Genomic DNA, 25,975 nt, shown 5'->3' with positions numbered 1-25,975 from the left:
CCAAAATTTACGCTCGCAGTACCGCTTTTTTACAGGATGCAACCCCCTTACCAGGGTGCCCAACATGCCCGGAATGTGTCCATAAACCCCATGTTATTTAGAGCTAGCCGAAGCGATATGAGTAACTTAACCGATTGTATTACAAATGAAAGTGTTGCAGTAACTGCTGATAAAAAGCCGGTTATTGGTCGCATTCACTCCTTTGAATCCTGTGGCACCGTTGATGGCCCAGGCATCCGCTTTATTACCTTTTTCCAGGGCTGCCTGATGCGCTGCCTGTATTGCCATAACCGCGACACATGGGATACGCATGGCGGTAAAGAAATCACCGTTGAAGACTTAATGAAAGAGGTGGTGACCTATCGGCATTTTATGAATGCTTCTGGCGGCGGCGTGACGGCATCCGGCGGCGAGGCCATTTTGCAGGCAGAATTTGTACGCGACTGGTTTCGCGCCTGTAAAAAAGAAGGTATCCACACCTGTCTCGACACCAACGGCTTTGTGCGCCGTTATGACCCAGTGATTGATGAACTGCTGGACGTTACCGATCTGGTGATGCTCGATCTCAAGCAGATGAATGATGAGATCCACCAGAATCTGGTCGGTGTCTCTAATCACCGGACGCTGGAATTCGCTCAGTATTTATCAAAGAAAAATGTGAAGGTCTGGATCCGTTACGTTGTCGTTCCCGGCTGGTCTGACGACGATGATTCCGCGCATCGCCTGGGTGAGTTTACCCGCGATATGGGGAATGTCGAAAAAATCGAACTGCTGCCCTATCATGAGCTGGGCAAACATAAATGGGTGGCAATGGGCGAAGAATATAAACTGGATGGCGTGAAGCCGCCTAAAAAAGAGACCATGGAGCGTGTGAAGGGCATTCTTGAGCAGTATGGTCATAAAGTGATGTATTAATCGCCTGCTATCTTATCCGCTTTTAAACGGCTACCCGTGACGGTAGCCGTTTTGCTGTCTGGATAACGCTCTTACCGCTAAAATACCCGACTCCGCCGTCAGACAGGCCTGGTTAACAATATTGCGCTTACCAGGTATTAAATACAGAGTCGCTTATCTGCTGCTGGGTTGAAGGTCTGACAACTATTGCTGACCCGGTGCCTGTTAATACCATGGTCTCCGCCTGGAACCCAGGCACCTGTGACCTTAAAAGGCGCTCGCCTGACAGGAGCGCCGTGGAAAAGAGCGTCGTTATGTGTTTCTACGCGCCAGCAGTGGGAAAATTAATCCCAACCCGACCAGGACAAAAGGCGTCACGATGTTCAACGTCAGCTGGAATGTCCACTCCGGTGTGAACGCCTCCATTTTGGGGAAAATACCGGTAAGGCAGGCAAACGCGGTGAAGGCAAAACACCATATTCCCACAGTTAACGCCAACGCCCGGTTGCGAATAAACACATATTCGGGTTTGTACTTTTGCGCCAGTCGAATGACAGCAATAAAGGCGACAAATACCCACAGATAGCGCAGCGGCATAACAACTGAGTTGAGATTAAGCAGCCATTTGTACAGGTTGTTCATATCGCCGATGCCAAGCGTTGGCAACATAATCAAGATAGCGACCAACACCAATGTCAGCAAATAACCGTTAACTGGCGTACCTGAAGCGTTAGTACGACATAAGCGCTGCGGGATATATTTACTGTCTGCATCACCCAGCAATACTTTTAGTGGCGCATCAATAGAAAACACCAGCGCGGCGATTTGCCCCAGAGTATTGGCAATGGCATAAATCACCATTAATGAATTACCCATATGGTAATACTCACCCAATTTCTGGAATGCATAATATTGCCCATTGGTCATTAAATCGTCAGGTATATGCCGGGAATCAAACATCATTCCCATCGCCAACGAACCGAGGATAGCGCAGACCGCAACCATGACGGCTAAAAAGAGCATCCCCTTCGGAAATTCTTTTCCTGGATTCCGCGTCTGGTTAACGTAAGGCGAGATCTTCTCTGCCCCACCAACCGCAAAGACCAACATAGAGATGGTGGTGATATAGGTAAAATCGATATGAGGAATAAATGACTGCCAGGTGATGTTAGTGGTCGCAATTTCAACGTTTGTAATTGCTGGCGCGGTCACTGCCATCACAACATATAAAATTGACATGATAAACATGGCAATTCCGGCCACAGATCCAACAACCTTTAGCGATTTCATCCCCCGGGAAGCAACCCACATAAAGAAAACAAACAATGCCAGCGTCAGCCCCTGCAAGGCAACGACGGTATATTCTTTTATCAACGAGCCGTCGCCTTTTAAAGCCCATCCCAATGCAATGAGTATCGCCTGCGGCTTTTGCGCCAGGTAGGGAATATGTACGACCCAATAAGTCCATGCCGCAAGGTAAGCCAACCCCGGCCCCATCGTATGCTTAATCCAGGTACTGACGCCCCCTTTTCCCTCTTTGAAGGTTGAGCCCAGTTGCCCCACGATTAAGGCATAAGGAATAAAATAGAGCGCAAAAATAAACACCCAGGAGAAGACAACCACTAGCCCCTGGTTAGCATAGTTATTGACAACATTGCCGAATCCCCAAACGGTAATAAACGACATCAGGGCGATGTTGTACCATCGCAACTGTTTTTCCTGCACATTCGGCATAACGTGATCCTTCGTGAACACAATGCTATTACTATAAATGAAGCGGGGAATTATGCGCGGTAAAGACGAAGAGAGAAAATAGAGGAGCGCAAAATTATAACCTTCGGCACATTTTATTTTTCAGTAAAGCAAGAAAATTATGCAGGTCAATTATTTTACGTAAAACATAAACAAAGAGTATGCAAGACTCACGTCCTGCATACGATTCAGAGAACAGTTAGATGTGGGCGACAGGATTAGGCGTCTGGCCGGCGTTACGTAACAGCATCAGCAGATAAATAAACGATACGCTGGCGATCATAATAAACAGCAGATTATCTGAATAATTCTGCATTAACATCGCAGCAAAAGACGGCCCCAACAGGCTCCCTACCGTATAACTTAACAACAGTGCCTGGTTCATTGCCACAAGCTGGTGGTGTTCGACTTTTTCACAGGCCCAGGCCATTGCAACAGGATAAAGCGTAAAACCCGCCGCCCCCAGAATAAACAGAGCTGGCGCCATCGCCGCCTGGGTTAACATGGCAATACTGCCGAGTATGACAACGAATACCTGTACGCGTAATACCAGCAAGCGACCAAATTTGTCCGCCAGACGTCCCATTGGCCATTGCCCCAAAATACCGGCGCTCACCAGTACCGCCATCCAGAAACCGATGCTGGCGTTAGCCATCCCCTGATGCTTCAGATATAACGGCATCAGACCATATAATGAACCAAGAACAATGCCGGAAATAATACAACCATTCACGCCAAGACGCGCCTGGCGTAGCTTCAACATGGCGCTAATAGAAGAGGAATGACGTGCCTGCGTTTGCTGATTTACAATCCGGGTAAAGAGTAGCGGCAGAATTCCCGCCAGAATCATTCCGGTCACCCAGGGAAGGACGTGCAGCAATTCACCAGACACTTTACTGACCAATAATTGTCCAAGGAAGGTCCCCATGTAATAGACCATCATATAGGCAGCAAGCAGGCGCCCGCGATTATGCGAGGTTCCGCTGCACATCAACGCGCTTTCGACAACAACCCAAATCATGGCGCAGCCGATACCGGCAATAAAACGCCAGCTCATCCAGCTCCAGAACCCCACCATCACGCCCAACCCGACACAACCCGCGGCGAAGATCAGCGAGGCAAGATAATAGCTACGGTTAAACCCAATGCGTTTAATTAAATACCCGGTAAATAACGTCCCGACCAGATTGCCGGTAAAATAAGACGAGCTGACCATCCCCACCTGCCAGGTCGGAAGGTTTGCCTGAGCAAGCCACAGCGGCACAAGCGTATTCAGTACCGCAATGGCCAGGGTCAACAAAAGTAGCCCGCACAGCAAAAGCATGACGGGACGGGTATAGGTGGACATGAATAAAAACCGTGAGGAAGTTCAAATTTCATGCGCATCATGCCATCGCCAAAAACATTGTCAATCGGCTCCGCATGGGCGATCCGCAAGTTTTGAGACTATCGATTTGATTTACTTATTCTGCACGTGAATATATTAAAAGGCTAAAAATTCATCCCCTTGTTTTTATTGATCTAACCCGCAAAATCGGCGTTTTGTTCAGTCGAAAAATTTCATGGTTCCTTTAGCTTCGTTTTCTTCTCTATGGATTTATATGCACCTTCTCCGCCCCGGTTATATCCCTTAAATTGATGGCGGCTAAAGGCGTATTCGGCCTGCACGTTCTGCAGGCCGAATACGCGTCAACGCGTTAGCTGGCTACCGCCATGCCCACGGTCATATGCAGCCCATAGAATACGCCGCGGCCAATCAATTCCCCCGCCAGCATCAGAATGAAGGCGACAGAGAGCAACGGTACCGCAGGTTGATACCCTTTTAACTGTGGCACAATCCAGCAGCACAACGCCGCCGCAAGCAGCACCATACGCCAGGCCATCAGCGAGCCATAATCCGGCACCAGAGCAGACGCCTGCTGAATGGAACTGTGAATCGTCGCCAGTTCCGCGCCCTGCATGGCCGCCATAATGGCGATAACCACCAGCGCCAGCACCGACACCGCAGGCAACAGACGCATCGCCCAACCGTTCACGCCCGCGATGCGCAGCAGCAGATAACCCAGTAGCGGCCCCCCCATAAAGAGCGTCAGGAAGAAGCCCAGCGGCGTCCAGACGCTATACCAGGTCGGTACTGTATCGATGCTGTTATAGACGCGTACCATCATCCAGACGAAGACGACGCCCAGTACCATCGTGATAATCAGCCAGAGTGTGCGCAGTGCCGGCGGCAGCTTTTTCAGTACCGCCAACAGCCAGCCAATCCCGCCGACCGCAAAAAACACCGAGCCGCTGGCAATTTCATTGCTCAGTGCGGAAGCACCTACGCGGTTAAGCGAGTTAAACGCGCGCATCGGCGAGCCCAGATGCAGCATCGAGGCGATAAAGCCAATCCCCATCAGCACCCACAGACCAAACATACAGGCGATCACCCGCTGCTGCGTTTCCGCGCGCAGGTCGCCCTTCATCAGCGCCAAAGCCAGAACAATAAAACCACCGGCCACGCACTGACCAAAGACCGTGAAGATCATCAACGGCCATTCATGCCATCCACTTCCCATCTTATACCTCCTTCGGATTGGCCAGATAACCGGTAGTGTCCCCGGTCGGGCGGCTGTTGGCGTTGGGTTTAATCACAATATTCGGCTTCGTGAAATGCGCGCGCGGCAGCGGCGCGACGGCAGCCAGCTCACCGTGTTTTTTGCGCAGTTCGTCTATCGGACCAAAGTCCAGCGCCCGCAGCGGGCAGGATTCGACGCAGATAGGCTTTTTGCCTTCCGCCACCCGGTCATAACAGCCGTCGCACTTGGTCATATGACCTTTGGCGGCGTTGTACTGCGGCGCGCCGTACGGGCAGGCCATGTGGCAGTAGCGGCAGCCGATACAGACCTCTTCATTCACCACCACAAAACCGTCATCGCGCTTGTGCATCGCGCCGCTCGGGCAGACTTTGGTACAGGCCGGGTCTTCGCAGTGGTTACAGGAGATGGAGAGATAGTAGGCAAAGACGTTCTGGTGCCAGACGCCGTTATCTTCCTGCCAGTCGCCACCCGCATACTCATAAATGCGGCGGAAGCTGACATCCGGGGTCAAATCTTTGTAGTCCTTGCAGGCCAGTTCGCAGGTTTTGCAACCGGTGCAACGGCTGGAATCAATAAAAAATCCATACTGGGTTGTCATGGGTTACTCCTTACGCCTTTTCAACCTGAACGAGGTTCGTATGTGACGGGTTCCCCTTCGCCAGCGGAGAAGGACGTTGGGTCGTCAGTACGTTAATACATCCGCCCTGATCCACGCGTTTTGCATCCGGGTCATACCATGCGCCTTCTCCCAGGGCGACCACGCCCGGCATCATGCGCGGCGTCACTTTAGCCTCGATATGTACTTCGCCGCGATCGTTGAAGATGCGGACTTTATCGCCATTGTTGATACCGCGTTTCTGCGCATCCATTGGGTTAATCCACATTTCCTGGCGACAGGCGGCTTTCAGTACGTCTACGTTGCCATAAGTGGAATGTACACGCGCTTTATAGTGGAAACCCGTCAACTGCAGCGGGAATTTATCCGTTAGCGGATCGTTATAGTTTTCAAAACCTGGCGTGTAGATCGGTAATGGATCGATCACGTCGCCTTCCGGCAGCTCCCAGGTGGCGGCGATATCCGCCAACGCCTGTGAATAGATTTCAATCTTGCCCGATGGCGTTGTAAGTGGATTCGCTTGCGGATCTTCGCGGAAGTCTTTATAGGCGACATGGTGGCCTTCGGGGTCACGCTGTTTGAAGATGCCTTGCTTACGGAACTCCTCAAAGGTGGGCAGATTCGGAATGGATTTACGCGACTGTTCGTACAGATGACGCATCCACTCTTCTTGCGTCCGTCCTTCGGTAAACTGTTGTTCCACGCCAAGACGTTTCGCCAGTTCGCTGGTCATCTCATAAATCGTCTTACACTCGAAGCGCGGTTTAATCGCCTGGTCAGTGAAGATAACGTAAGACATGTTCCCGCAGGAGGCATCCAGCGCAAAGTCCATCTGCTCAGAAGCAGTGCAATCAGGCAACAGAATATCGGCGTATTTTGCCGACGATGTCATATGACAGTCGATAACGACGATCATTTCGCATTTCTTGTCATCCTGCAGGATTTCGTGGGTGCGGTTAATCTCAGAGTGCTGGTTAATCAAACAGTTGCCAGCATAGTTCCAGATCATTTTGATCGGCACGTCCAGCTTATCTTTCCCCCGCACGCCATCACGCAGCGCCGTCATTTCCGGGCCGCGTTCAATGGCATCGGTCCACATAAACATGGAGATGCTGGTTTCAACCGGGTTTTCTAACGTGGGCATACGTTCAAATGGCAGGGCATAAGACCCTTCGCGCGCGCCGCTGTTACCGCCGTTAATCCCAACATTACCCGTCAGGATCGCCAGCATCGAGATGGCGCGCGTGGCGATTTCTCCATTAGCATGACGCTGTGGTCCCCACCCCTGGCAAATATAGGCGGGTTTAGCGCTACCGATTTCTCGCGCCAGCTTAATAATGCGATCCGCCGGGATACCGGTAATTTGCGCCGCCCACTCCGGCGTCTTCGCGATACCGTCTTTACCCTGGCCCAGAATATAGGCTTTGTAGTGACCGTTTTTCGGCGCGCTGGCAGGCAAGGTTTTTTCGTCATAACCGACGCAATATTTGTCCAGGAACGGCTGATCGACCATGTTCTCGGTGATTAAGACATATGCCAGACCATTGACCAGCGCCGCATCGGTACCTGGACGAATCGGAATCCACTCATCTTCGCGACCGGCACCGGTGTCGGTGTAACGAGGATCGATAATGATCATCCGCGCGTTTGATTTCTGCCGCGCCTGTTCAAGATAATACGTTACACCGCCCCCGCTCATGCGGGTTTCGCCAGGGTTATTGCCAAACAATACCACCAGCTTACTGTTTTCAATGTCGGATGGACTATTGCCATCCGCCCAGCCGCCATAGGTGTAATTCAGACCCGCTGCGATTTGCGCGGAAGAGTAATCACCGTAGTGATTCAGATAACCGCCGCAGCAGTTCATCAGACGGGCGACCAGCGTTTTTCCCGGCGGCCATGAACGTGTCAAAGTGCCGCCCAGCGTACCCGTGCCATAGTTCAGATAAATGGACTCGTTGCCATACTCTTTGATAAGACGCTGCATATTGGTAGCAATGATATCGTAGGCTTCGTCCCAGCTAATACGCTCAAATTTACCTTCGCCGCGCGCGCCGACGCGCTTCATCGGATACTTGAGCCGATCCGGGTTATAGACGCGACGACGCATAGAACGACCGCGCAGGCAGGCGCGAACCTGGTGCAGGCCATCGTAATCATCGTTTCCGGTATTATCCGTTTCTACATATTTGATTTCGCCATCCACAACATGCATACGTAGCGGACAACGGCTGCCGCAGTTTACCGTACAGGCGCTCCAGACGACTTTCTCGCCGGTTTTCGCCGGGCTTATCGCCTCTGCGGCGTTAGCGATGCGGGTAAATGGCAGGGTAAATGCGCTACTGGCCATCGCCAGGCCGCCTATCGCGGTGGTTTTGACTAAACCACGACGGCTCACCTCGGCTGCCAGCACGGCATCAGGGATCTTAGTTTTCATAAGGGCTCACTCTGCTGCTCACAATAAAAAAAACAATAAAACGATGTATAGAATTTTATATAGCGATAACGTCGCTATAAAGTCTGATATATATCGAAAAAATAGAAAAATAGCGTTAAAAACTGACCTTCATTCGAAATCAGTATTACCCCTAATAGGGTAGGGATTATTGTCCGGTATCAAACTGGCATAAAAAAAGCGCCCGAAGGCGCTTTTTAGAAGAAGAGAAAGCGAGGATTAGCCGATATATTCCAGTCCGTTCATGTACGGACGTAATACTTCCGGCACTTCAATGCGACCATCAGCCTGCTGATAGTTTTCCATCACGGCCACCAGGGTACGACCTACCGCCAGACCAGAACCATTCAGGGTATGGACCAGACGGGTCTTTTTGTCGGACTTACTGCGACAGCGTGCCTGCATACGACGCGCCTGGAAGTCCCAGACGTTAGAGCAGGAAGAGATCTCGCGGTAGGTATTCTGCGCCGGAACCCAGACTTCGAGGTCATAGGTTTTGCAGGCGCCGAAGCCCATATCGCCAGTGCACAGAATGATTTTACGGTACGGCAGTCCCAGTAGCTGGAGCACTTTTTCCGCGTGGCCGGTCATCTCTTCCAACGCAGCCATAGAATCTTCCGGGCGAACGATCTGCACCATCTCAACTTTGTCAAACTGATGCATACGAATCAGGCCACGGGTATCACGACCATAAGAACCTGCTTCAGAACGGAAACAAGGCGTATGCGCCGTCATTTTAATTGGCAGCTGATCTTCGTCGATGATTTCATCGCGTACCAGGTTGGTCAGCGGAACCTCCGCCGTCGGGATCAAAGCATAGTTGCTGCTGTCTGCTTCTTCTTCCAGCGGACGGGTATGGAACAAATCGCCTGCGAATTTCGGCAGTTGACCGGTGCCATACAGCGTGTCGTGGTTAACCAGATACGGCACGTAGTTTTCGCTATAGCCGTGCTGTTCCGTATGCAGATCCAACATGAACTGCGACAATGCGCGATGCATACGCGCAATCTGTCCTTTCATCACTACAAAACGGGAGCCGGTCAGCTTAACCGCGGCGGCAAAGTCGAGGCCGGAGTGCATTTCCCCTAAGGTGACGTGATCGCGGATTTCAAAATCAAACTCACGCGGGGTACCCCAGCGGCTGACTTCAACGTTGTCGTTTTCATCTTTACCTACCGGCACTTCATCCGCAGGCAGGTTTGGGATGGTCAGCGCGATATTGCGGATCTCCGCCAGCAAGGTATCCAGCTCGGCTTTCGCCGCATCCAGCTCTTCGCCCAGTTTATTCACTTCCAGGCGTAAAGGCTCGATATCTTCCCCGCGCGCTTTCGCCTGGCCGATGGATTTCGATCGAGAATTACGCTCCGCCTGCAGGTTTTCCGTGTTGACCTGCAAAACTTTACGACGCTCTTCAAGAGCGCGCAGCTTATCTACATCCAGCTTAAAGCCCCGGCGTGCCAGTTTTTCAGCGACTGCGTCTGGCTCATTACGCAGCAGATTGGGATCGAGCATGCTTATCCTGTGCTTATCGAATAATAAAAGGAAACGCGATCAATTGATGATCGCCTCTGATTGTATTGATGAACGTAAACCACGTTTACGTAATAGCGACGTTTTCGCCTTACCTGACCGACGACAGCAACAACGCATCCATTGCGCTATACCCGCGGACCTCATAAGCAACGTGCTATCAGGCATAACGAGGTTCATCATCAACGCCATGATACCTGGAGCATCATATTTAGAGATAACCTTACCGCAACGTTTACACTAGCGGTAGCGTTTTGTGGGGCTATTTTGATCCTGTTCAGCCAGCCAGGCGAGCTTTTCGCCAATCTTGCCTTCCAGACCACGATTTGTCGGATGATAATAGCGCGTTTGCGCGATTTCCGGCGGGAAGTACACTTCACCCGCAGCATAGGCATTGGGCTCATCGTGGGCATAGCGGTACTCCTGGCCATAGCCCATCTCTTTCATCAGTTTGGTTGGCGCATTACGCAGATGGACAGGAACGTCATAATCAGGACGTTCGCGCGCGTCGGCCAGCGCAGCCTTAAAGGCGGTATAGACGGCGTTGCTCTTCGGCGCGCAGGCGAGATAAACGATAGCCTGCGCGATCGCCCTTTCGCCTTCAGCCGGACCAACGCGGGTGAAACAATCCCACGCGGCAATGGCGACCTGCATCGCGCGCGGATCGGCATTACCCACATCTTCCGAGGCAATCGCCAGGCAGCGACGCGCCACGTACAGCGGATCGCCTCCCGCGGTAATGATACGGGCATACCAATAGAGGGCGGCATCCGGCGCGCTGCCGCGCACTGATTTATGTAAGGCGGAAATAAGATCGTAGAAGCGATCGCCTTTGTTATCAAAACGCGCGCTGCGTTCGCCGGCGATCTCGGTCAACAAGGCGGGCCATAAAACGCGTTTGCCGCTGTCATCCGCCTCCGCCATATCAGCCATCATTTCCAGCGTATTTAAGGCGCGCCGCGCGTCGCCATTGACCAGCTCAGCAATCGCTCGCCGTGTCTCATCCGGTAACACGATATCCTGATCGCCGTAACCACGCGTTTTGTCCTGCATCGCCTGGTCCAGTACTTGCTCGATATCGTCAGTGGTCAACGATTTCAGCAAATAGACCCGCGCTCGCGACAATAGCGCCGAGTTCAGCTCAAAAGAGGGATTTTCCGTGGTCGCGCCGATAAAGGTGATAGTGCCATCTTCGATATGCGGTAAAAAGGCGTCCTGCTGGCTTTTGTTAAAGCGATGCACTTCATCGACAAACAGGATGGTACGGCGACCGGCATTACGATTCTGGCGGGCGCGCTCGATAGCTTCGCGAATCTCTTTTACCCCAGAAGTGACGGCGGAAATACGCTCGACATCGGCGCTGGCGTAGCGGGCGATCACTTCAGCGAGCGTGGTTTTCCCCGTCCCTGGCGGCCCCCATAAAATCATGGAGTGCAGATGCCCGGCCTCAATAGCGCGAGGCAACGGCTTACCTGCGGCCAGCAAATGCTGCTGGCCGATATACTGCGCTAAATTTTCCGGCCGCATTCGCGCGGCCAGCGGTTGAAACGTATTATCAGAAAAATCGAGCGACAGATTGCTCACTCATCGCCTCTACTTACGTTGGTCGTCTATCGTTACCCCTTGCGGCGGAGTAAACGTAAATTTTGACGGATCAACAGCGCCGTTTTGCTGGGATTTTAGCTGATAGGCGCTACGCTGATCGTCTTGTTCTACGGCGCTAAACTGGTGGATAGTCCCGTCGCGTCCCACATTGATGGTGAACTGTTTCAGATTGCCGTTGCTGGCTTTCGGCGTCAGCACAAAATTATCGCCATCCTGCTTAATATTATACTGCTGCCAGTCGCTGGCCTGGTTGCGGGCAATCAGCATAAACGGTGTATTTCCGGTGGCATCTTTCAACCACGTGGCGGTAGCCTGTTCTACAAACGGGTTATAGAACCATAACGTTTTGCCGTCAGAAACCAGAATACTCTCGTCAGGTTGCGTCATATGCCAGTTGAATAGATTTGGCCGCTTAACCCATAAATCACCCTGTCCCTCCTGCACCGCGGCACCGCTGCCATCGGTGACTTTTTGAGTAAAGGTGGCATGAAAGCTGCTCACTTTATCCAGACGGCTTTTCAGAGAGCTGGCGGCGTCAGCCCATACGCTGCTGGCTACAACGCTTGAAAGTAATGCACAGGCGATTGCCATTTTTTTCATCATTATTCCTCAGGTTTCGACACTCCCGACCAGGAGCTCCTTTTGCTTTCTATTCCAGGCCAAAAATCAGCATGAGGAAAGAAGAAAATACTGAATTTTGTTGCCGGATGGCAGCCTGCACAGCGCCATCCGGCTTACAGGTTTACTCAAAAGGCGGCGGAGCCAGCACTTCACGATTACCGTTATGCCCCTGAGCGCTGACAATACCCTGCGCTTCCATCTGTTCGATAATACGCGCCGCACGGTTATAGCCGATGCGGAACTGACGCTGAACGCCGGAAATGGACGCTTTACGCTTCTGGGTGACGAAATTAACGGCCTGATCGAATAGCGCATCTAATTCTTCGCCGCCGTCAAAACCGCCACCACCACCTTCGCTTTCGCTGTCGGAGGTAATGCCATCCACATATTGCGGACGACCGCGCGCTTTCCAGTCCTGCACCACCGCATGGACTTCCTGGTCACGCACAAACGCCCCATGGACACGTACCGGCATGGTGGAGTTTGGTCCGGAATAGAGCATGTCCCCCATTCCCAATAGCGACTCAGCGCCACCCTGATCAAGAATGGTGCGGGAGTCGATCTTACTGGATACGGTAAAAGCGATACGGGTTGGAATGTTGGCTTTAATTAAACCAGTAATCACATCGACCGACGGACGCTGCGTCGCCAGTACCAGGTGAATCCCCGCGGCGCGCGCTTTCTGCGCCAGACGCGCGATCAGCTCTTCAACTTTTTTACCGACGGTCATCATCAGGTCGGCAAATTCATCAACCAGTACCACGATATACGGCAGTTTTTCCAGAACCGGATGCTGAACATCCATACTGTCGCCCGGCTTCCAGTACGGGTCCGGAATCGGACGCCCCATGCGGGCCGCTTCGGCGATTTTCTCGTTATACCCAGCCAGATTACGCACGCCGAGCGCGGACATCAGCTTATAGCGACGCTCCATCTCATTGACGCTCCAGCGTAACGCGTTAGCCGCGTCTTTCATGTCGGTAACAACTTCTGTCAGCAGATGCGGTATACCCTCATAGACCGAGAGTTCTAACATTTTCGGGTCGATCATGATAAAGCGAACGTCTTCCGGCTGCGCTTTATACAGCATACTGAGGATCATGGCGTTAACTCCGACCGACTTACCGGAACCGGTCGTACCGGCCACCAGCAGGTGAGGCATTTTCGCCAGATCCGCCACTACCGGATCGCCCGCGATATCCTTACCTAACACCACGGTAAGCGGCGACGGATTCTCGCGGAATTTGGCGTTATCCAACACTTCGCGCAGATAAACGGTTTGCCGTTTCTTGTTCGGCAATTCCAACCCTACGTAAGGTTTGCCTGGAATGACCTCCACAACGCGTACGGCTACCGTTGACAATGAGCGCGCCAGATCCCGGGAAAGGTTGGAGATACGCGCCGCTTTAACGCCCGGGGCCAGATTCAGTTCAAAGCGAGTAATGACCGGGCCTGGCGAATAGTTCACCACATCAGCTTTAATGCGGAAATCCGCCAGACGCGCTTCAACCAGACGCGCCATTTGCTCCAGCGCAAAGGTATCTACCGGTTCAACTTCGCTCGGCGGCGGCGTCAGAAGATCTAACGAAGGCAGCGGCGTCGTCGGACGCTGTAATGGACGACTGTCGCCGTTACGCATCAACAGCGGGTGAATCAGGCTGTCTTGCGGCGCTGTCGGCTGTTGCGGCTGCTGATACTGCGGTTGCGGCGCTACCGGCTGTTGCGGCTGCTGATACTGCGGCTGCGGCGCTGTCGGTTGCTGCGGCTGCTGATACTGTGGCTGCGGCGCTACCGGCTGCTGCGGCTGCTGATACTGCGGCTGCGGCGCTACCGGCTGTTGCGGCTGCTGATACTGCGGTTGCGGCGCTACCGGCTGCTGATACTGCGGCTGCGGCGCTACCGGTTGCTGAACAGGCGTTGATTCGGGCATGACACCCGGCGTGAACAGCGGTTCGTGCGGGCCTTCATCAACCAATACTTTCATTGGCGAGAAATCCAGATCGTCCAGTGAGAACGGCTGCGCGCCAGCGGGTTGCTCGCCGGAATATCGCTGCTGTTGCGAAGCGGCAAACTGGCGGGCTAATTCAGCTTCCGCAGCGGTATCGTCATCTTCTGCCTGTTGAGTATCATGCTGATACGTCTCACCATAACGATGCTGCTGCGACTGCGCAAACTGACGGGCTAACTCGTCCTGATGCATTGCATCTATTTCTTCATCGGTTAGCTGCGCGCCCGTCTCGTACTGATTGCGCTCCGCCTCGCGGGCTTTTTCTTCTGCAATCCTCTGTGACGGCAGCTTAATACCGTACGACGCCAGTTCCCGTCGGGTCGGCACGCGAACGCGGTTCGGACGCGGCAGTTGCGGACCAATCCCCTCTTTCACCTGCGGACGCGGCGCGCCGCCGGTAGCCAGACCAAATGCAGGCGCAGCGGCCGCGGCGCCTGCTGCCAGAGCGCCACTCTTAATACCTGCGTCAAGCGACGCGGCGGCGGCTACCGCTTCCACTGGCGGTATGGATGGCGCGACAGATACCGTAGGTTTGACCGGCACGTTCTCTTTTACCGGCTCCGGAATCGGTTGATACCATGCCGCCAGTTGTTCGCGCTCACGGGCGCGTTTCTCTTCCACCTCTTCAAAATAGTAAAGCGGAGGACGGGCGGGTCTGGTCTCTTCTATGACAGGTTCAGGCTCGGTGGCAACCGGCTGTTCGATAACCGGCGGCGGCATGTGGGAAGGTTCAGCCGCTATCGGCTCCGGCTGATAAACCGGCGTCGGCTGATGGGTCGGCTCCGGCTGCCAGTGTTGTTCGGCATCCGGCGCCTGCCATTGCGGCTGTGTTTCCTGCGGCGCAAGAGAGTCATACTCTGCTGCGGTCGCTGGCGTCGCGGCGTATTGCGGCGCGGAAGCGACAGGCACAGGTTGCTGCCACGGCGCACTTTGCGCCTCCTGCGGTTGAGCATATTGCGGATGCGGCTGATACCCCTCCGGCGCAGGCGCGATAACCGGCTCGCCGGTTTGCGGCCCCGGTACGGGCTGCCACTCCACGGTCGGTTGCGCGACAACCGGCTCAGCCACCGGCATGGGCGGCGTTTGCATTATGGGATCGGCGGACGCTGCCCACGTCTGGGTGACGGCAGTTGCGGCCGCAGCGGCGGCAACCGGTTCGGTAACAGAATGGCCGTTTAACAGCGGATCATATTCATCATATTCCGGCTGCGTCGCACGGTTGCCCGAAAACAGAACGTCGTCGGGATCGGCAGCGACGCCGCGCGCGCTATACTGAATGTCCTCGTCATCATCCATCCGTTTGCCGGAAAAGAGCGCGGCATCGGTCTGACGGCCCCGTGGATTGCTGAATTTTTCAGCCAGTCGCTTACGACGCGCCAACGCGCCGCGCAAAATACGCGCCCGGCGAGATTCACGCTGAACGCCGTCGGTTTCTTCATCGTATTCGTCATCATACTCTTCGTCGTCAACCCACGTATCATCACGCCGGGTACGGTTGCTGGCGAAGGTCAGTATATTAAGCAACCAGCCGCCTAATTTTTCGGCGATACTAACCCAGGACCAACCGGTAAAGAGCGTCAGCCCGGCAGCCCAAATACAGAGAAGCATTATCGTTCCGCCGCTACTATGCAACAACGGCTGCAGCGTGGTGCTTAACAGGCTGCCAATTACGCCGCCGGAGGCGAAATACCAGATATCGTCGGCATTAATGGCCGCCAGACCGCAGGAAGTGAGAATCAGCGCCAGCACGCCGATAAGGCGTAGCGACACAGCAAAATAGTCGATGTAATCATCCGTAGACTGATGACGCCACGCAAACCAACACCCGCCGACAATAATGACAGGGATGGTGTAGGCCATTACGCCAAAAATAAAGAACAGTGTATCGGCCAGCCACGCGCCCGGCGCGCCGCCTAAATTATGGATGGGTTCATGCCAGGCGGTTTGCGACCAACTGGGGTCCGAAGGGTTAAAGCTCAACAAGGCCGCCATCAGCCAGACGGCAAAAAGGGCAATAAGTATCAACAACGCTTCCAGAAGTCGGCGCCCGCTGCTTAACTTCGTCAATGTGACGTCTTTGTCTTCAGTATATTCCTGGCTCAAAAAAGGCTCTCCAGGTTCCAGGCTTTTCCCGCCCGATGCTAAAACGGACAACAGCACCGGGTTACCCCGGCACTGTTGCTGTATGGATTAACAGGAGTGTAATCAAACTACGGCGATTTTGCACCTGTTCCGTGTTAGCGTGTCTTAATAACCAGACGATTACTCTGTTTTACCTCTTCCATCACTACGTAAGTTCGGGTGTCGTTCACACCTGGCAAGCGCAGCAACGTCTCTCCCAATAGTTTTCGATACGCTGACATATCCGGTACACGGGTTTTCAACAGGTAGTCGAAATCGCCGGAAACCAAATGACACTCCTGAATCTCTTCAAGCTTTTGCACGGCAGCATTAAACTGTTCAAACACATCCGGCGCGCCGCGATTTAAGGTAATCTCAACGAATACCAGAAGTGACGCATCCAGATAATGCGGGTTCAACAGCGCCGTATAGCCCTGGATAAACCCCTGTCGCTCCAGCCGACGCACACGCTCAAGGCAAGGTGTCGGCGAAAGCCCTACTCGTTTAGAAAGCTCGACGTTGGAAATACGCCCATCCTTTTGCAGTTCATTAAGAATGTTACGATCGATACGGTCGAGATCTTTGCCAGGGCGCTTCTTGCTATCTACCATTATTATTGTCTCTCTGTATTCCTTCCCTACTCCTGCCTGACTCTACTCACATCACTGTTCAGAGTCGCTGCCCATCACAATAGACCGAAACCCAGAGGGATTAACGGCGCGCAATGCCTGGTCTATGGTGAGAAGACCGTTGCCTCGCGGCAGCTATCGACATCACGAATGGCGTCTGTCCACGCCATGCGTAGATTTCACTAGCCCGGTAAACATGGTATTTACATGCATGATTATGCAGCACATACATAACACAGTTTTTTTCTTCCTCGAATGTTTTCGCAAAACAGCAGGTGATTGTCAAAGCAAAACATCGATTTTTAGTACAACATGCCAGTTATTCATTAGAGAGGGCGGTAAACTGTCATTTCGTCACCTTATAAGTTACCGATTTCAAGTAAAATTTGTGATGATAACGTCGCTGTCCCGGTCGTTCATCGGTTCATGCTATTACACATATTGTTAACAAAATCGTTATGCTCTTTTTTTACGTCTGTAAATTCCCTACAATTCTGCTCATTGTCTGCCAACAACTATGGGGATCTCATGGGCACGACCAAACACAGTAAGCTGCTTATTCTGGGCTCAGGACCGGCGGGATATACCGCGGCGGTGTATGCCGCGCGCGCAAATTTACAGCCAGTACTTATTACCGGTATGGAAAAAGGCGGTCAACTGACTACCACGACGGAAGTGGAAAACTGGCCCGGCGATCCAAACGATTTGACCGGCCCGCTGCTGATGGAACGCATGCATGAACATGCGGCAAAATTTGAAACCGAGATAATTTTTGATCACATCAACAAAGTGGATCTGCAAAATCGTCCGTTCCGTCTGACAGGTGACAGCGCAGAGTACACTTGCGATGCGTTGATCATTGCGACCGGCGCTTCCGCGCGCTATCTGGGGCTGCCATCGGAAGAAGCCTTTAAAGGGCGCGGCGTTTCCGCCTGCGCAACCTGCGACGGTTTCTTCTACCGCAACCAGAAAGTGGCGGTGATCGGCGGCGGCAACACCGCGGTTGAAGAAGCGCTTTATCTGTCCAACATCGCTTCGGAAGTGCATCTTATCCATCGCCGTGACGGTTTCCGCGCTGAAAAAATCCTTATTAAGCGCCTGATGGATAAAGTCGAAAATGGCAATATCATCCTGCACACCAACCGGACGCTGGAAGAAGTGACCGGCGATCAGATGGGCGTCACCGGTCTGCGTCTTCGCGACACGCAGCAGAGCGATAATATCGAGACGCTGGATATCGCCGGACTTTTCGTAGCCATCGGTCATAGCCCAAACACGGCGCTCTTCGAAGGCCAGCTTGAGCTGGAAAATGGTTATATCAAAGTTCAGTCCGGCACCCATGGCAACGCCACACAAACCAGCATCCCTGGCGTATTCGCGGCGGGTGACGTTATGGATCATATTTACCGTCAGGCGATCACCTCTGCAGGTACGGGCTGTATGGCGGCGCTGGATGCTGAACGCTATCTCGATGGTCTGGCCGACGCGAGCAAATAGTTTTTACAAATCAGTAACAAAAGTAAAAAAGGCGACTATAAGTCGCCTTTATTTTTGCGTCGTTGTAACATTGCCCCTGCCTGAAATTCTAATAACTCACCTGCTAAGCGTGCAATGAATAAAACCCGTCAAAAAGAGCTGACCCGCTGGTTAAAACAGCAAAGCGTAATCTCCCAACGGTGGTTGAATATTTCCCGCCTGTTGGGATTCATGAGTGGCGTATTAATTGTCGCTCAGGCCTGGATCATGGCGCGTATCCTGCAACATATGATCATGGAGAACATTCCACGGGAAGCGCTGTTGCTCCCTTTTATCCTGCTGATACTGGTCTTTGTCCTTCGCGCCTGGGTGGTGTGGTTGCGCGAGCGCGTCGGTTTTCATGCCGGACAACATATTCGCTTTGAGATCCGCCGTCAGGTGTTGGATCGTCTGCAGCAAGCCGGCCCTGCCTGGATTCAGGGCAAGCCCGCCGGTAGCTGGGCGACGCTGGTGTTGGAACAGATTGACGATATGCATGACTATTATGCGCGCTATCTGCCGCAAATGGCGCTTGCCGTTTGCGTACCGCTCTTAATCGTGGCGGCGATTTTCCCGTCAAATTGGGCGGCGGCGCTGATTCTGCTGGGCACTGCCCCGCTCATTCCCCTATTTATGGCGATGGTGGGAATGGGCGCGGCTGACGCCAACCGCCGCAATTTCCTGGCGCTTGCCCGGCTAAGCGGCCATTTTCTTGACCGTCTGCGCGGGATGGAAACGCTGCGAATTTTCGGTCGTGGAGAAGCGGAAACCGAGAACATTCGCGCAGCATCGCAGGATTTTCGTCAACGCACGATGGAAGTACTGCGCCTCGCCTTTTTATCTTCCGGCGTGCTGGAGTTTTTCACCTCGCTTTCTATTGCGCTGGTCGCCGTTTATTTTGGCTTCTCTTACCTGGGCGAGCTGAACTTTGGTCATTACGGTACTGGTGTGACGCTCGCCGCCGGGTTCCTCGCTTTGATCCTCGCGCCGGAGTTTTTCCAGCCGTTACGCGACCTCGGCACGTTTTATCATGCTAAGGCGCAGGCGGTTGGCGCGGCGGATAGTCTGAAGACATTTCTGGAAACACCCCTCGCCCACCCGGCGCGCGGCGAAGTTGAGCTGGCGGAAAACGAACCTGTAACCATTGACGCAGTCAATCTTATTATCACCTCGCCAGAAGGCAAAACGCTTGCCGGGCCGCTGAATTTCTCATTAGCGGCAGGAGAACGCGCCGTCCTGGTAGGACGCAGCGGTTCCGGTAAAAGCTCTCTGTTGAATGTATTATCCGGTTTTCTCTCCTATCAGGGATCTTTGCGTATTAACGGTGTCGAGCTTCGCGATCTCTCGCCGGAATCCTGGCGCCAGCATCTCTCCTGGGTCGGACAAAACCCGCAATTACCTGCGGCGACGCTACGCGAAAATGTATTACTGGCGCGCCCGGACGCCAGCGAGCAGGAACTTTATGCCGCGCTTGACGCCGCATGGGTAAGCGAGTTTTTACCGCTGCTGCCGCAGGGAGTAGACACCCCGCTCGGCAATCATGCCAGCAGACTTTCCGTCGGCCAGGCACAGCGTGTAGCGGTCGCCCGTGCGCTACTTAATCCCTGTCAACTGCTACTGCTGGATGAACCGGCGGCAAGCCTGGACGCTCACAGCGAGCAACGCGTCATGCAGGCGTTAAAAGCGGCGTCAAAACGCCAGACCACATTAATGGTGACGCATCAGTTGGAAGATCTCGCCGACTGGGACGCTATCTGGGTTATGCAAGATGGCGCGATTGTCGAACAAGGCAGTTATGCCGAACTCAGCGCCGCCAACGGCGCTTTTGCGACGTTATTGGCTCACCGTCAGGAGGATATTTAAATGCGCGCGCTACTCCCTTATCTGACGCTTTATAAACGCCACAAATGGATGCTAACGCTGGGAATTGCGCTGGCAATCCTGACCCTGCTTGCCAGTATCGGGCTGCTGACGCTTTCCGGCTGGTTCCTGTCCGCGTCCGCTATCGCAGGCTTCGCGGGAATTTACAGTTTTAACTATATGCTCCCGGCAGCCGGAGTGCGCGGCGCGGCCATTACCCGTACCGCCGGTCGTTATTTTGAACGTCTGGTAAGTCATGACGCCACGTTCCGCGTGCTGCAACATCTGCGTATTTACACCTTCAGCAAACTTCTACCGCTCTCCCCCGCGGGTCTGGCGCGATATCAGCAAGGTGAACTGCTGAATCGCATCGTTGCCGACGTCGACACGCTGGATCATCTCTATTTGCGCGTCATCTCCCCGCTGGTCGGCGCTTTTGTAGTGATTATGATTGTCACCCTGGGGCTTAGCGTTCTCGACGTGACGCTGGCGATCACGCTGGGCGGCATTATGCTGTTGACGCTGTTTATTATGCCGCCGGTGTTTTATCGCGCCGGCAAAAATACCGGCCAAAATCTGACGCATCTACGAGGTCAGTATCGCCAACAGCTCACGTCATGGTTACAGGGCCAGGCGGAACTCACCATTTTTGGCGCCAGCAAACGCTATCGGGCGCAAATGGAAGCCACCGAATTACAATGGCATGAGGCCCAACGCCGACAGTCTGAACTAACCGCCTTATCGCAGGCGTTAATGCTGCTGATTGGCGCGCTGGCGGTGATGTTAATGTTGTGGATGGCCTCCGGCGGCGTTGGCGGCAATACGCAGCCCGGCGCGCTCATCGCGCTGTTTGTCTTCTGCGCGCTGGCGGCTTTCGAGGCGCTTGCGCCCGTTACCGGCGCATTCCAGCATCTGGGGCAGGTTATCGCCTCTGCGCTTCGTATCACTGAATTAACGGAGCAAAAACCGGAGGTGACCTTTCCGCAGGCAGAAACTCCCGCGCCGGAAAAGGTCACACTCACCCTGCGGGACGTTTCGTTTCGTTATCCCGACCAGCCGATTAATGCGCTCAATGCCCTCTCATTACAGGCTAATCCTGGCGAGCATGTCGCTATTCTGGGGCGTACCGGCTGCGGAAAATCAACGCTGTTGCAGCTACTCACCCGCGCCTGGGACCCGCAACAAGGCGAAATTCTGCTCAACGATCTTCCGCTATCCTCGCTGAGCGAATCCGCCTTACGCCGGACTATCAGCATGGTGCCGCAGCGTGTCCACCTGTTCAGCGCCACGCTGCGTGATAATTTATTACTGGCGGCGCCCAATGCCAGCGACGAAGCCCTTTCCGACATGCTGCGTCGCGTCGGCCTCGAAAATCTGCTCGAAGATAGTGGGCTTAATAGCTGGCTTGGCGAAGGCGGTCGTCTGCTGTCCGGCGGCGAACTTCGTCGCCTGGCCATCGCCCGCGCGCTGTTGCACGATGCCCCGTTAATGCTGTTGGATGAGCCCACTGAGGGGCTGGATGCGACCACCGAGAGCGAAATGCTGGAATTACTTGCCGATGTGATGCGCGAGAAAACCGTCCTGATGGTGACTCACCGTTTGCGCGGCCTGGCCCGTTTTGATCAAATCATCGTAATGGACGACGGGCGCATCATTGAGCGAGGCACTCATGCAGAATTGTTAGCCGGACAAGGGCGCTATTATCAGTTTAAACAACGTCTGTAAGCTATTATTGAACGATCCGACTTGCGTACTGGAGTTTCGCCGTCATGCGTCTGGTTCAGCTTTCCCGACATTCTATCGCCTTCCCTTCGCCGGAAGGCGCTTTACGCGAGCCTAACGGTTTACTGGCGCTGGGCGGCGATCTCAGCCCTGCCCGGTTGTTAATGGCCTACCAGCACGGGATTTTCCCGTGGTTTTCGCCGGGCGACCCGATTCTGTGGTGGTCGCCCGATCCGCGCGCCGTGCTGTGGCCTGAAAAGTTTCACCTCAGTCGCAGCATGAAGCGCTTTCACAACGCATCCCCTTACCGCGTGACGCTCAATTACGCTTTCGATCGGGTCATTGATGGATGCGCCAATCACCGTGACGAAGGCACCTGGATAACGCGTGGTATTGAGGAAGCCTATCGCCGATTACATGAATTGGGCCACGCGCACTCCATTGAAGTGTGGCGCGATCAAGAACTGGTCGGCGGGATGTATGGCGTCTCGCAGGGGGCGCTGTTTTGCGGCGAATCGATGTTTAGCCGCCAGGAGAATGCCTCTAAAACCGCACTGCTGGTTTTTTGCGCTGAATTTATCTGTCACGGCGGTAAACTTATTGATTGTCAGGTACTTAATAGTCATACCGCCTCGCTCGGCGCCATTGAAATTCCACGTCGTGACTACCTCGATCACCTCGCGGCCTTACGCCAACAGCCGCTGGCCTCCCGTTTTTGGGTGCCGCGGACATTATTTTTGCCCCGGAAGTGAATGTTTTCGGCACATTTTTTATTGGGGTGTTATAATTGCTTCCGCAGAATTGGTTTAGCATATTATCCCGCAGCCCGTTGTCAGGTAACGCCCATCGTTTATTTCACCGTTCCCTTATATGTTGCGCTTATGTCGATACATCAGGCGGTAGTATCAGGGAAAAGGTGTATAACGCGGCGTTGTCGTGTGTCGCGGAATCATGTGCTAAACCTGGTTTGCTGTGTTTTAAACGCACAAATCTTTACTTATCAAAAGAAGTTCGGCATTATCTTGCCGGTTCAAATTATGGTAGTGATACCCCAGAGGATTAGATGGCCAAAGAAGACAATATTGAAATGCAAGGTACCGTTCTCGAAACGTTACCTAATACCATGTTCCGCGTAGAGTTAGAAAACGGTCACGTGGTTACTGCACACATCTCCGGTAAAATGCGTAAGAACTACATCCGCATCCTGACGGGCGACAAAGTGACCGTTGAGCTGACCCCGTACGACCTGAGCAAAGGCCGCATTGTCTTCCGTAGTCGCTAATTGTCTCCTCACGCCCTGAAGGGCGGCTGGATAAAAGGTCGGTTTAACCGGCCTTTTTTGCGTCCATTAAGTCGATGAATGACGAGCAGGTTACTCTTCCACCATGCGCGCATACTCTTCCGTCAAAAAATCGACCAACGCGCGTACGGAAGGTAATAATCCTCGCCGGGATGGGAACACAGCATGAATAACCTCCCGCCGGGGCTCCCACTCTTCCAGCACCGCGACCAGTTCACCGGCGGCCAGTTGTTCTTTCACCATTAAGACAGGTAACTGCACAAGCCCCACGCCCGCCATCGCCGCCTCGCGTAGCGCCAACATGTCTGTAGTAATCATACGCGGGGTAAAATGGACTTCCGCACGCGCGCCCTGCGGGCCGTAAAGTTCCCAGCGGTGGATATGCTTGCCGGATGCAAGACTTAGCCCTGGCCAATGACTCAACTCCGCCGGCGCGGAAGGGATTCCCATCCGTGCGATAAGATCCGGGCTGGCAAACAGGCGATGCCCTCTGTCAGCCAGGACGCGCATCACCAAGTCGCTATCTTCAAACGGGCGCGGCCTGACGCGAATCGCCACATCCACCCCCTCCCCTACGACGTCCACCCGACGATTGGTCGCTTCAAGCTGTAGCGAAACATCAGGATAACGCGCCATAAATTTCGCCAGCATTGGGCCGATGTGTACATGCAGCAGCGTCACCGGGCAGGTCAGCTTCACGATACCGCGAGGCTCTACCTGCAATGCGGCAATGGCATCCTGCGCCGCCTGAGCTTCCACCAGCATCGCTTTACAGTGCTCATAGAATGTTTGTCCCACTTCGGTAACGTTAAACTGCCGGGTAGTTCGCTGAATCAATCGCACGCCCAGCCGTTCCTCCAGTTGCGCAATACGCCGGCTCAGTTTTGATTTTGGTTCATCAAGCGCACGCCCCGCCGCGGCAAACCCACCCTCTTCGACCACATGCACAAACCACGCAAAATCATTGAGATCCGTTTTTATCATTACATTGTCCTATTAATGGAACGGTATGAGCCATTTTAGCCACTACCGAACCTTTTGTCATGAATATAAGCTTATTCACATCAAGACAACGCCACTGAGGAGAACACCATGAAACAGATTACAGGCGTCTATACCGCACCTCGCCCGCACTGGGTTGGCGATGGATTTCCGGTTCGTTCACTCTTTTCTTATCAGTCACATGCGCAGCAGTTGAGTCCCTTCCTGCTGCTGGATTATGCCGGGCCGCACACATTTACGCCGGGTAATGAAAAACGCGGCGTTGGGGAGCATCCACACCGCGGTTTCGAGACCGTGACGATTGTTTATAGTGGCGAAGTCGAGCATCGGGACTCTACCGGTCGCGGCGGCGTTATCGGCCCGGGCGACGTTCAGTGGATGACCGCAGGCGCAGGCATTTTGCATGAAGAGTTCCATTCCGACGCGTTTACCCGTCGGGGCGGCGAACTGGAAATGGTGCAGTTGTGGGTTAACCTTCCCATGAAGGACAAAATGACCACCCCGGGTTATCAAAGCATTACCCACGATGTTATCCCGACCGTTACGTTGCCGGATGACGCCGGAGTCGTGCGGGTCATCGCAGGGCGTTATGAAGAGACAAAAGGCCCAGCGCACACTTTCTCGCCGCTCAATGTCTGGGATATGCGCCTGCAACGCAATCGCCAGCTTACATTGGCACAGCCGGAAGGATGGAGCACCGCGCTGGTGGTACTGAAAGGCAATATCACGGTGAACGGCACGACGCCGGTCAACGAAGCGCAACTGGTGGTATTGAGCCAGCAAGGGAAAACGCTGCACCTTGAGGCCAGCAGCGACGCCAGCGTATTGCTGTTATCAGGCGAGCCGCTGAATGAACCGATTGTGGGTTACGGCCCATTTGTTATGAACACGAAACAAGAGATCGCAGAAGCAGTCCGCGATTTCAACTCCGGCCGTTTTGGCCAAATCTGAAAACATGAAGGAGAACACGATGTCAAGTCCTGCTAATTTTAATGGTTTGCGCCCGGTAATTGATGTTAACGATTCCGTAATGCTTTTAATCGATCATCAAAGCGGTCTTTTCCAGACCGTAGGCGATATGCCAATGCCGGAATTACGCGCTCGCGCCGCGGCGTTGGCGAAGATGGCGACGTTAGCGAAAATGCCGGTCATTACCACGGCATCCGTACCGCAAGGTCCGAACGGCCCGCTGATCCCGGAGATCCACGCTAATGCGCCACATGCGCAGTACATTGCGCGCAAAGGTGAAATTAACGCCTGGGATAACGAAGATTTCGTTAAGGCGGTAAAAGCGACGGGTCGTAAGACGCTGATCATTGCCGGGACGATTACCAGCGTGTGCATGGCATTCCCGGCCATTAGCGCGGTAGCGGAAGGTTATAAGGTATTTGCCGTGATCGACGCATCCGGTACCTACAGTAAGATGGCGCAGGAGATCACCCTGGCGCGTATCGTACAGGCTGGCGTCGTACCGATGGATACTGCCGCGGTCGCCTCTGAGCTGCAAGGCACCTGGAACCGTGAAGACGCCGCCGCGTGGGCCGACGTTTATACTCAGGTATTCCCGGCCTATCAACTGCTGATCGAAAGCTACAGCAAAGCGCAGGATGTGGTGAAAAACAACGAAATGTTGGATTCACAGCGCTAATTTGCCCCCCCGCGCCAGTTTGGGCGGGGATTATGTCTATTGCATGAGCAAACGACAGTGAATATGTAAATTCTGCTTGACCGTTTTAGCGCAACTCCCTATAGTAGCGCCCCGT

19 protein-coding genes are annotated in these 25,975 nt (G+C 53.7%); 8 read left to right on the top strand and 11 right to left on the bottom strand.

Annotation, left to right across the window (positions count from 1 at the left end):
• Positions 1–117 precede the first annotated feature (117 nt).
• Positions 118–915, top strand: a complete 798-nt coding sequence (gene pflA, locus ACLJRH_RS15835; protein WP_000067928.1) for a pyruvate formate lyase 1-activating protein — start codon at positions 118–120, stop codon at positions 913–915.
• A gap of 291 nt (positions 916–1,206) precedes the next feature.
• Here the strand turns inward: pflA and ACLJRH_RS15830 are convergent, their stop codons facing one another.
• The 10 genes from ACLJRH_RS15830 to lrp form a co-directional block, all read right to left on the bottom strand.
• Positions 1,207–2,628, bottom strand: a complete 1,422-nt coding sequence (locus ACLJRH_RS15830; protein ID WP_001134264.1) for an APC family permease — start codon at positions 2,626–2,628, stop codon at positions 1,207–1,209.
• Positions 2,629–2,845: 217 nt separating this feature from the next.
• Positions 2,846–3,994: an MFS transporter gene (locus ACLJRH_RS15825; protein WP_000109271.1), complete on the bottom strand. Its 1,149-nt coding sequence runs from the start codon at positions 3,992–3,994 to the stop codon at positions 2,846–2,848.
• Between the two features lie 349 nt (positions 3,995–4,343).
• Positions 4,344–5,207: a dimethyl sulfoxide reductase anchor subunit family protein gene (locus ACLJRH_RS15820; protein ID WP_000534679.1), complete on the bottom strand. Its 864-nt coding sequence runs from the start codon at positions 5,205–5,207 to the stop codon at positions 4,344–4,346.
• Position 5,208: 1 nt separating this feature from the next.
• Positions 5,209–5,826: a dimethylsulfoxide reductase iron-sulfur subunit DmsB gene (gene dmsB, locus ACLJRH_RS15815; RefSeq protein WP_000213069.1), complete on the bottom strand. Its 618-nt coding sequence runs from the start codon at positions 5,824–5,826 to the stop codon at positions 5,209–5,211.
• A 10-nt stretch (positions 5,827–5,836) separates the two neighbouring features.
• Entirely contained in the window at positions 5,837–8,281 is a 2,445-nt protein-coding gene (dmsA, locus tag ACLJRH_RS15810) for a dimethylsulfoxide reductase subunit A (protein WP_000850250.1), read from the bottom strand.
• 237 nt (positions 8,282–8,518) lie between these two features.
• Positions 8,519–9,811: a serine--tRNA ligase gene (serS, locus tag ACLJRH_RS15805; RefSeq protein WP_000886699.1), complete on the bottom strand. Its 1,293-nt coding sequence runs from the start codon at positions 9,809–9,811 to the stop codon at positions 8,519–8,521.
• Between the two features lie 258 nt (positions 9,812–10,069).
• Positions 10,070–11,413, bottom strand: coding sequence for a replication-associated recombination protein RarA (gene rarA / locus ACLJRH_RS15800; RefSeq protein WP_000067787.1), 1,344 nt, complete (start codon positions 11,411–11,413; stop codon positions 10,070–10,072).
• Positions 11,414–11,422: 9 nt separating this feature from the next.
• The gene (gene lolA / locus ACLJRH_RS15795) at positions 11,423–12,034 is read right to left on the bottom strand and encodes an outer membrane lipoprotein chaperone LolA (RefSeq protein ID WP_001519746.1); all 612 of its coding nucleotides are present in this window, start codon (positions 12,032–12,034) and stop codon (positions 11,423–11,425) included.
• Positions 12,035–12,176: 142 nt separating this feature from the next.
• Complete coding sequence (gene ftsK / locus ACLJRH_RS15790) at positions 12,177–16,166, bottom strand: DNA translocase FtsK (RefSeq protein ID WP_023892274.1); 3,990 nt, start codon at positions 16,164–16,166, stop codon at positions 12,177–12,179.
• 134 nt (positions 16,167–16,300) lie between these two features.
• The gene (gene lrp / locus ACLJRH_RS15785) at positions 16,301–16,795 is read right to left on the bottom strand and encodes a leucine-responsive transcriptional regulator Lrp (protein WP_000228469.1); all 495 of its coding nucleotides are present in this window, start codon (positions 16,793–16,795) and stop codon (positions 16,301–16,303) included.
• Positions 16,796–17,341: 546 nt separating this feature from the next.
• Between lrp and trxB the strand changes: the two genes are divergently transcribed.
• The 5 genes from trxB (at position 17,342) to infA (ending at position 23,192) form a co-directional block, all read left to right on the top strand.
• Positions 17,342–18,310, top strand: coding sequence for a thioredoxin-disulfide reductase (trxB, locus tag ACLJRH_RS15780; RefSeq protein ID WP_000537406.1), 969 nt, complete (start codon positions 17,342–17,344; stop codon positions 18,308–18,310).
• 114 nt (positions 18,311–18,424) lie between these two features.
• The gene (gene cydD / locus ACLJRH_RS15775) at positions 18,425–20,191 is read left to right on the top strand and encodes a heme ABC transporter permease/ATP-binding protein CydD (RefSeq protein WP_001044531.1); all 1,767 of its coding nucleotides are present in this window, start codon (positions 18,425–18,427) and stop codon (positions 20,189–20,191) included.
• Positions 20,192–21,913, top strand: coding sequence for a heme ABC transporter ATP-binding protein/permease CydC (gene cydC / locus ACLJRH_RS15770; protein WP_023136921.1), 1,722 nt, complete (start codon positions 20,192–20,194; stop codon positions 21,911–21,913).
• Positions 21,914–21,957: 44 nt separating this feature from the next.
• A complete protein-coding gene (gene aat / locus ACLJRH_RS15765; protein WP_001643604.1) occupies positions 21,958–22,662 on the top strand; it encodes a leucyl/phenylalanyl-tRNA--protein transferase in 705 nt (234 codons plus the stop codon).
• Positions 22,663–22,973: 311 nt separating this feature from the next.
• Positions 22,974–23,192 carry a translation initiation factor IF-1 gene (gene infA / locus ACLJRH_RS15760; protein WP_001040187.1) on the top strand — a complete coding sequence of 73 codons (219 nt, stop codon included), beginning with the start codon at positions 22,974–22,976 and terminating at the stop codon, positions 23,190–23,192.
• A gap of 90 nt (positions 23,193–23,282) precedes the next feature.
• Here infA and ACLJRH_RS15755 read toward each other — a convergent pair whose 3' ends face one another.
• On the bottom strand, positions 23,283–24,194 hold the full coding sequence (locus tag ACLJRH_RS15755) for a LysR family transcriptional regulator (protein WP_000597928.1): 912 nt from the start codon (positions 24,192–24,194) through the stop codon (positions 23,283–23,285).
• Between the two features lie 108 nt (positions 24,195–24,302).
• On the opposite strand from ACLJRH_RS15755, the gene ACLJRH_RS15750 reads away from it, so the two are divergent.
• The gene (locus ACLJRH_RS15750) at positions 24,303–25,163 is read left to right on the top strand and encodes a pirin family protein (RefSeq protein WP_000809969.1); all 861 of its coding nucleotides are present in this window, start codon (positions 24,303–24,305) and stop codon (positions 25,161–25,163) included.
• A gap of 19 nt (positions 25,164–25,182) precedes the next feature.
• Positions 25,183–25,860: a hydrolase gene (locus ACLJRH_RS15745; protein WP_000097893.1), complete on the top strand. Its 678-nt coding sequence runs from the start codon at positions 25,183–25,185 to the stop codon at positions 25,858–25,860.
• Positions 25,861–25,975: the final 115 nt, after the last annotated feature.

The sequence above is a fragment of the Salmonella sp. SAL04162 genome, from assembly GCF_046551535.1.
GTDB classification, from domain to species: Bacteria; Pseudomonadota; Gammaproteobacteria; order Enterobacterales; family Enterobacteriaceae; genus Salmonella; species Salmonella enterica.
This window is presented reverse-complemented; position numbering and strand designations above follow the sequence as displayed.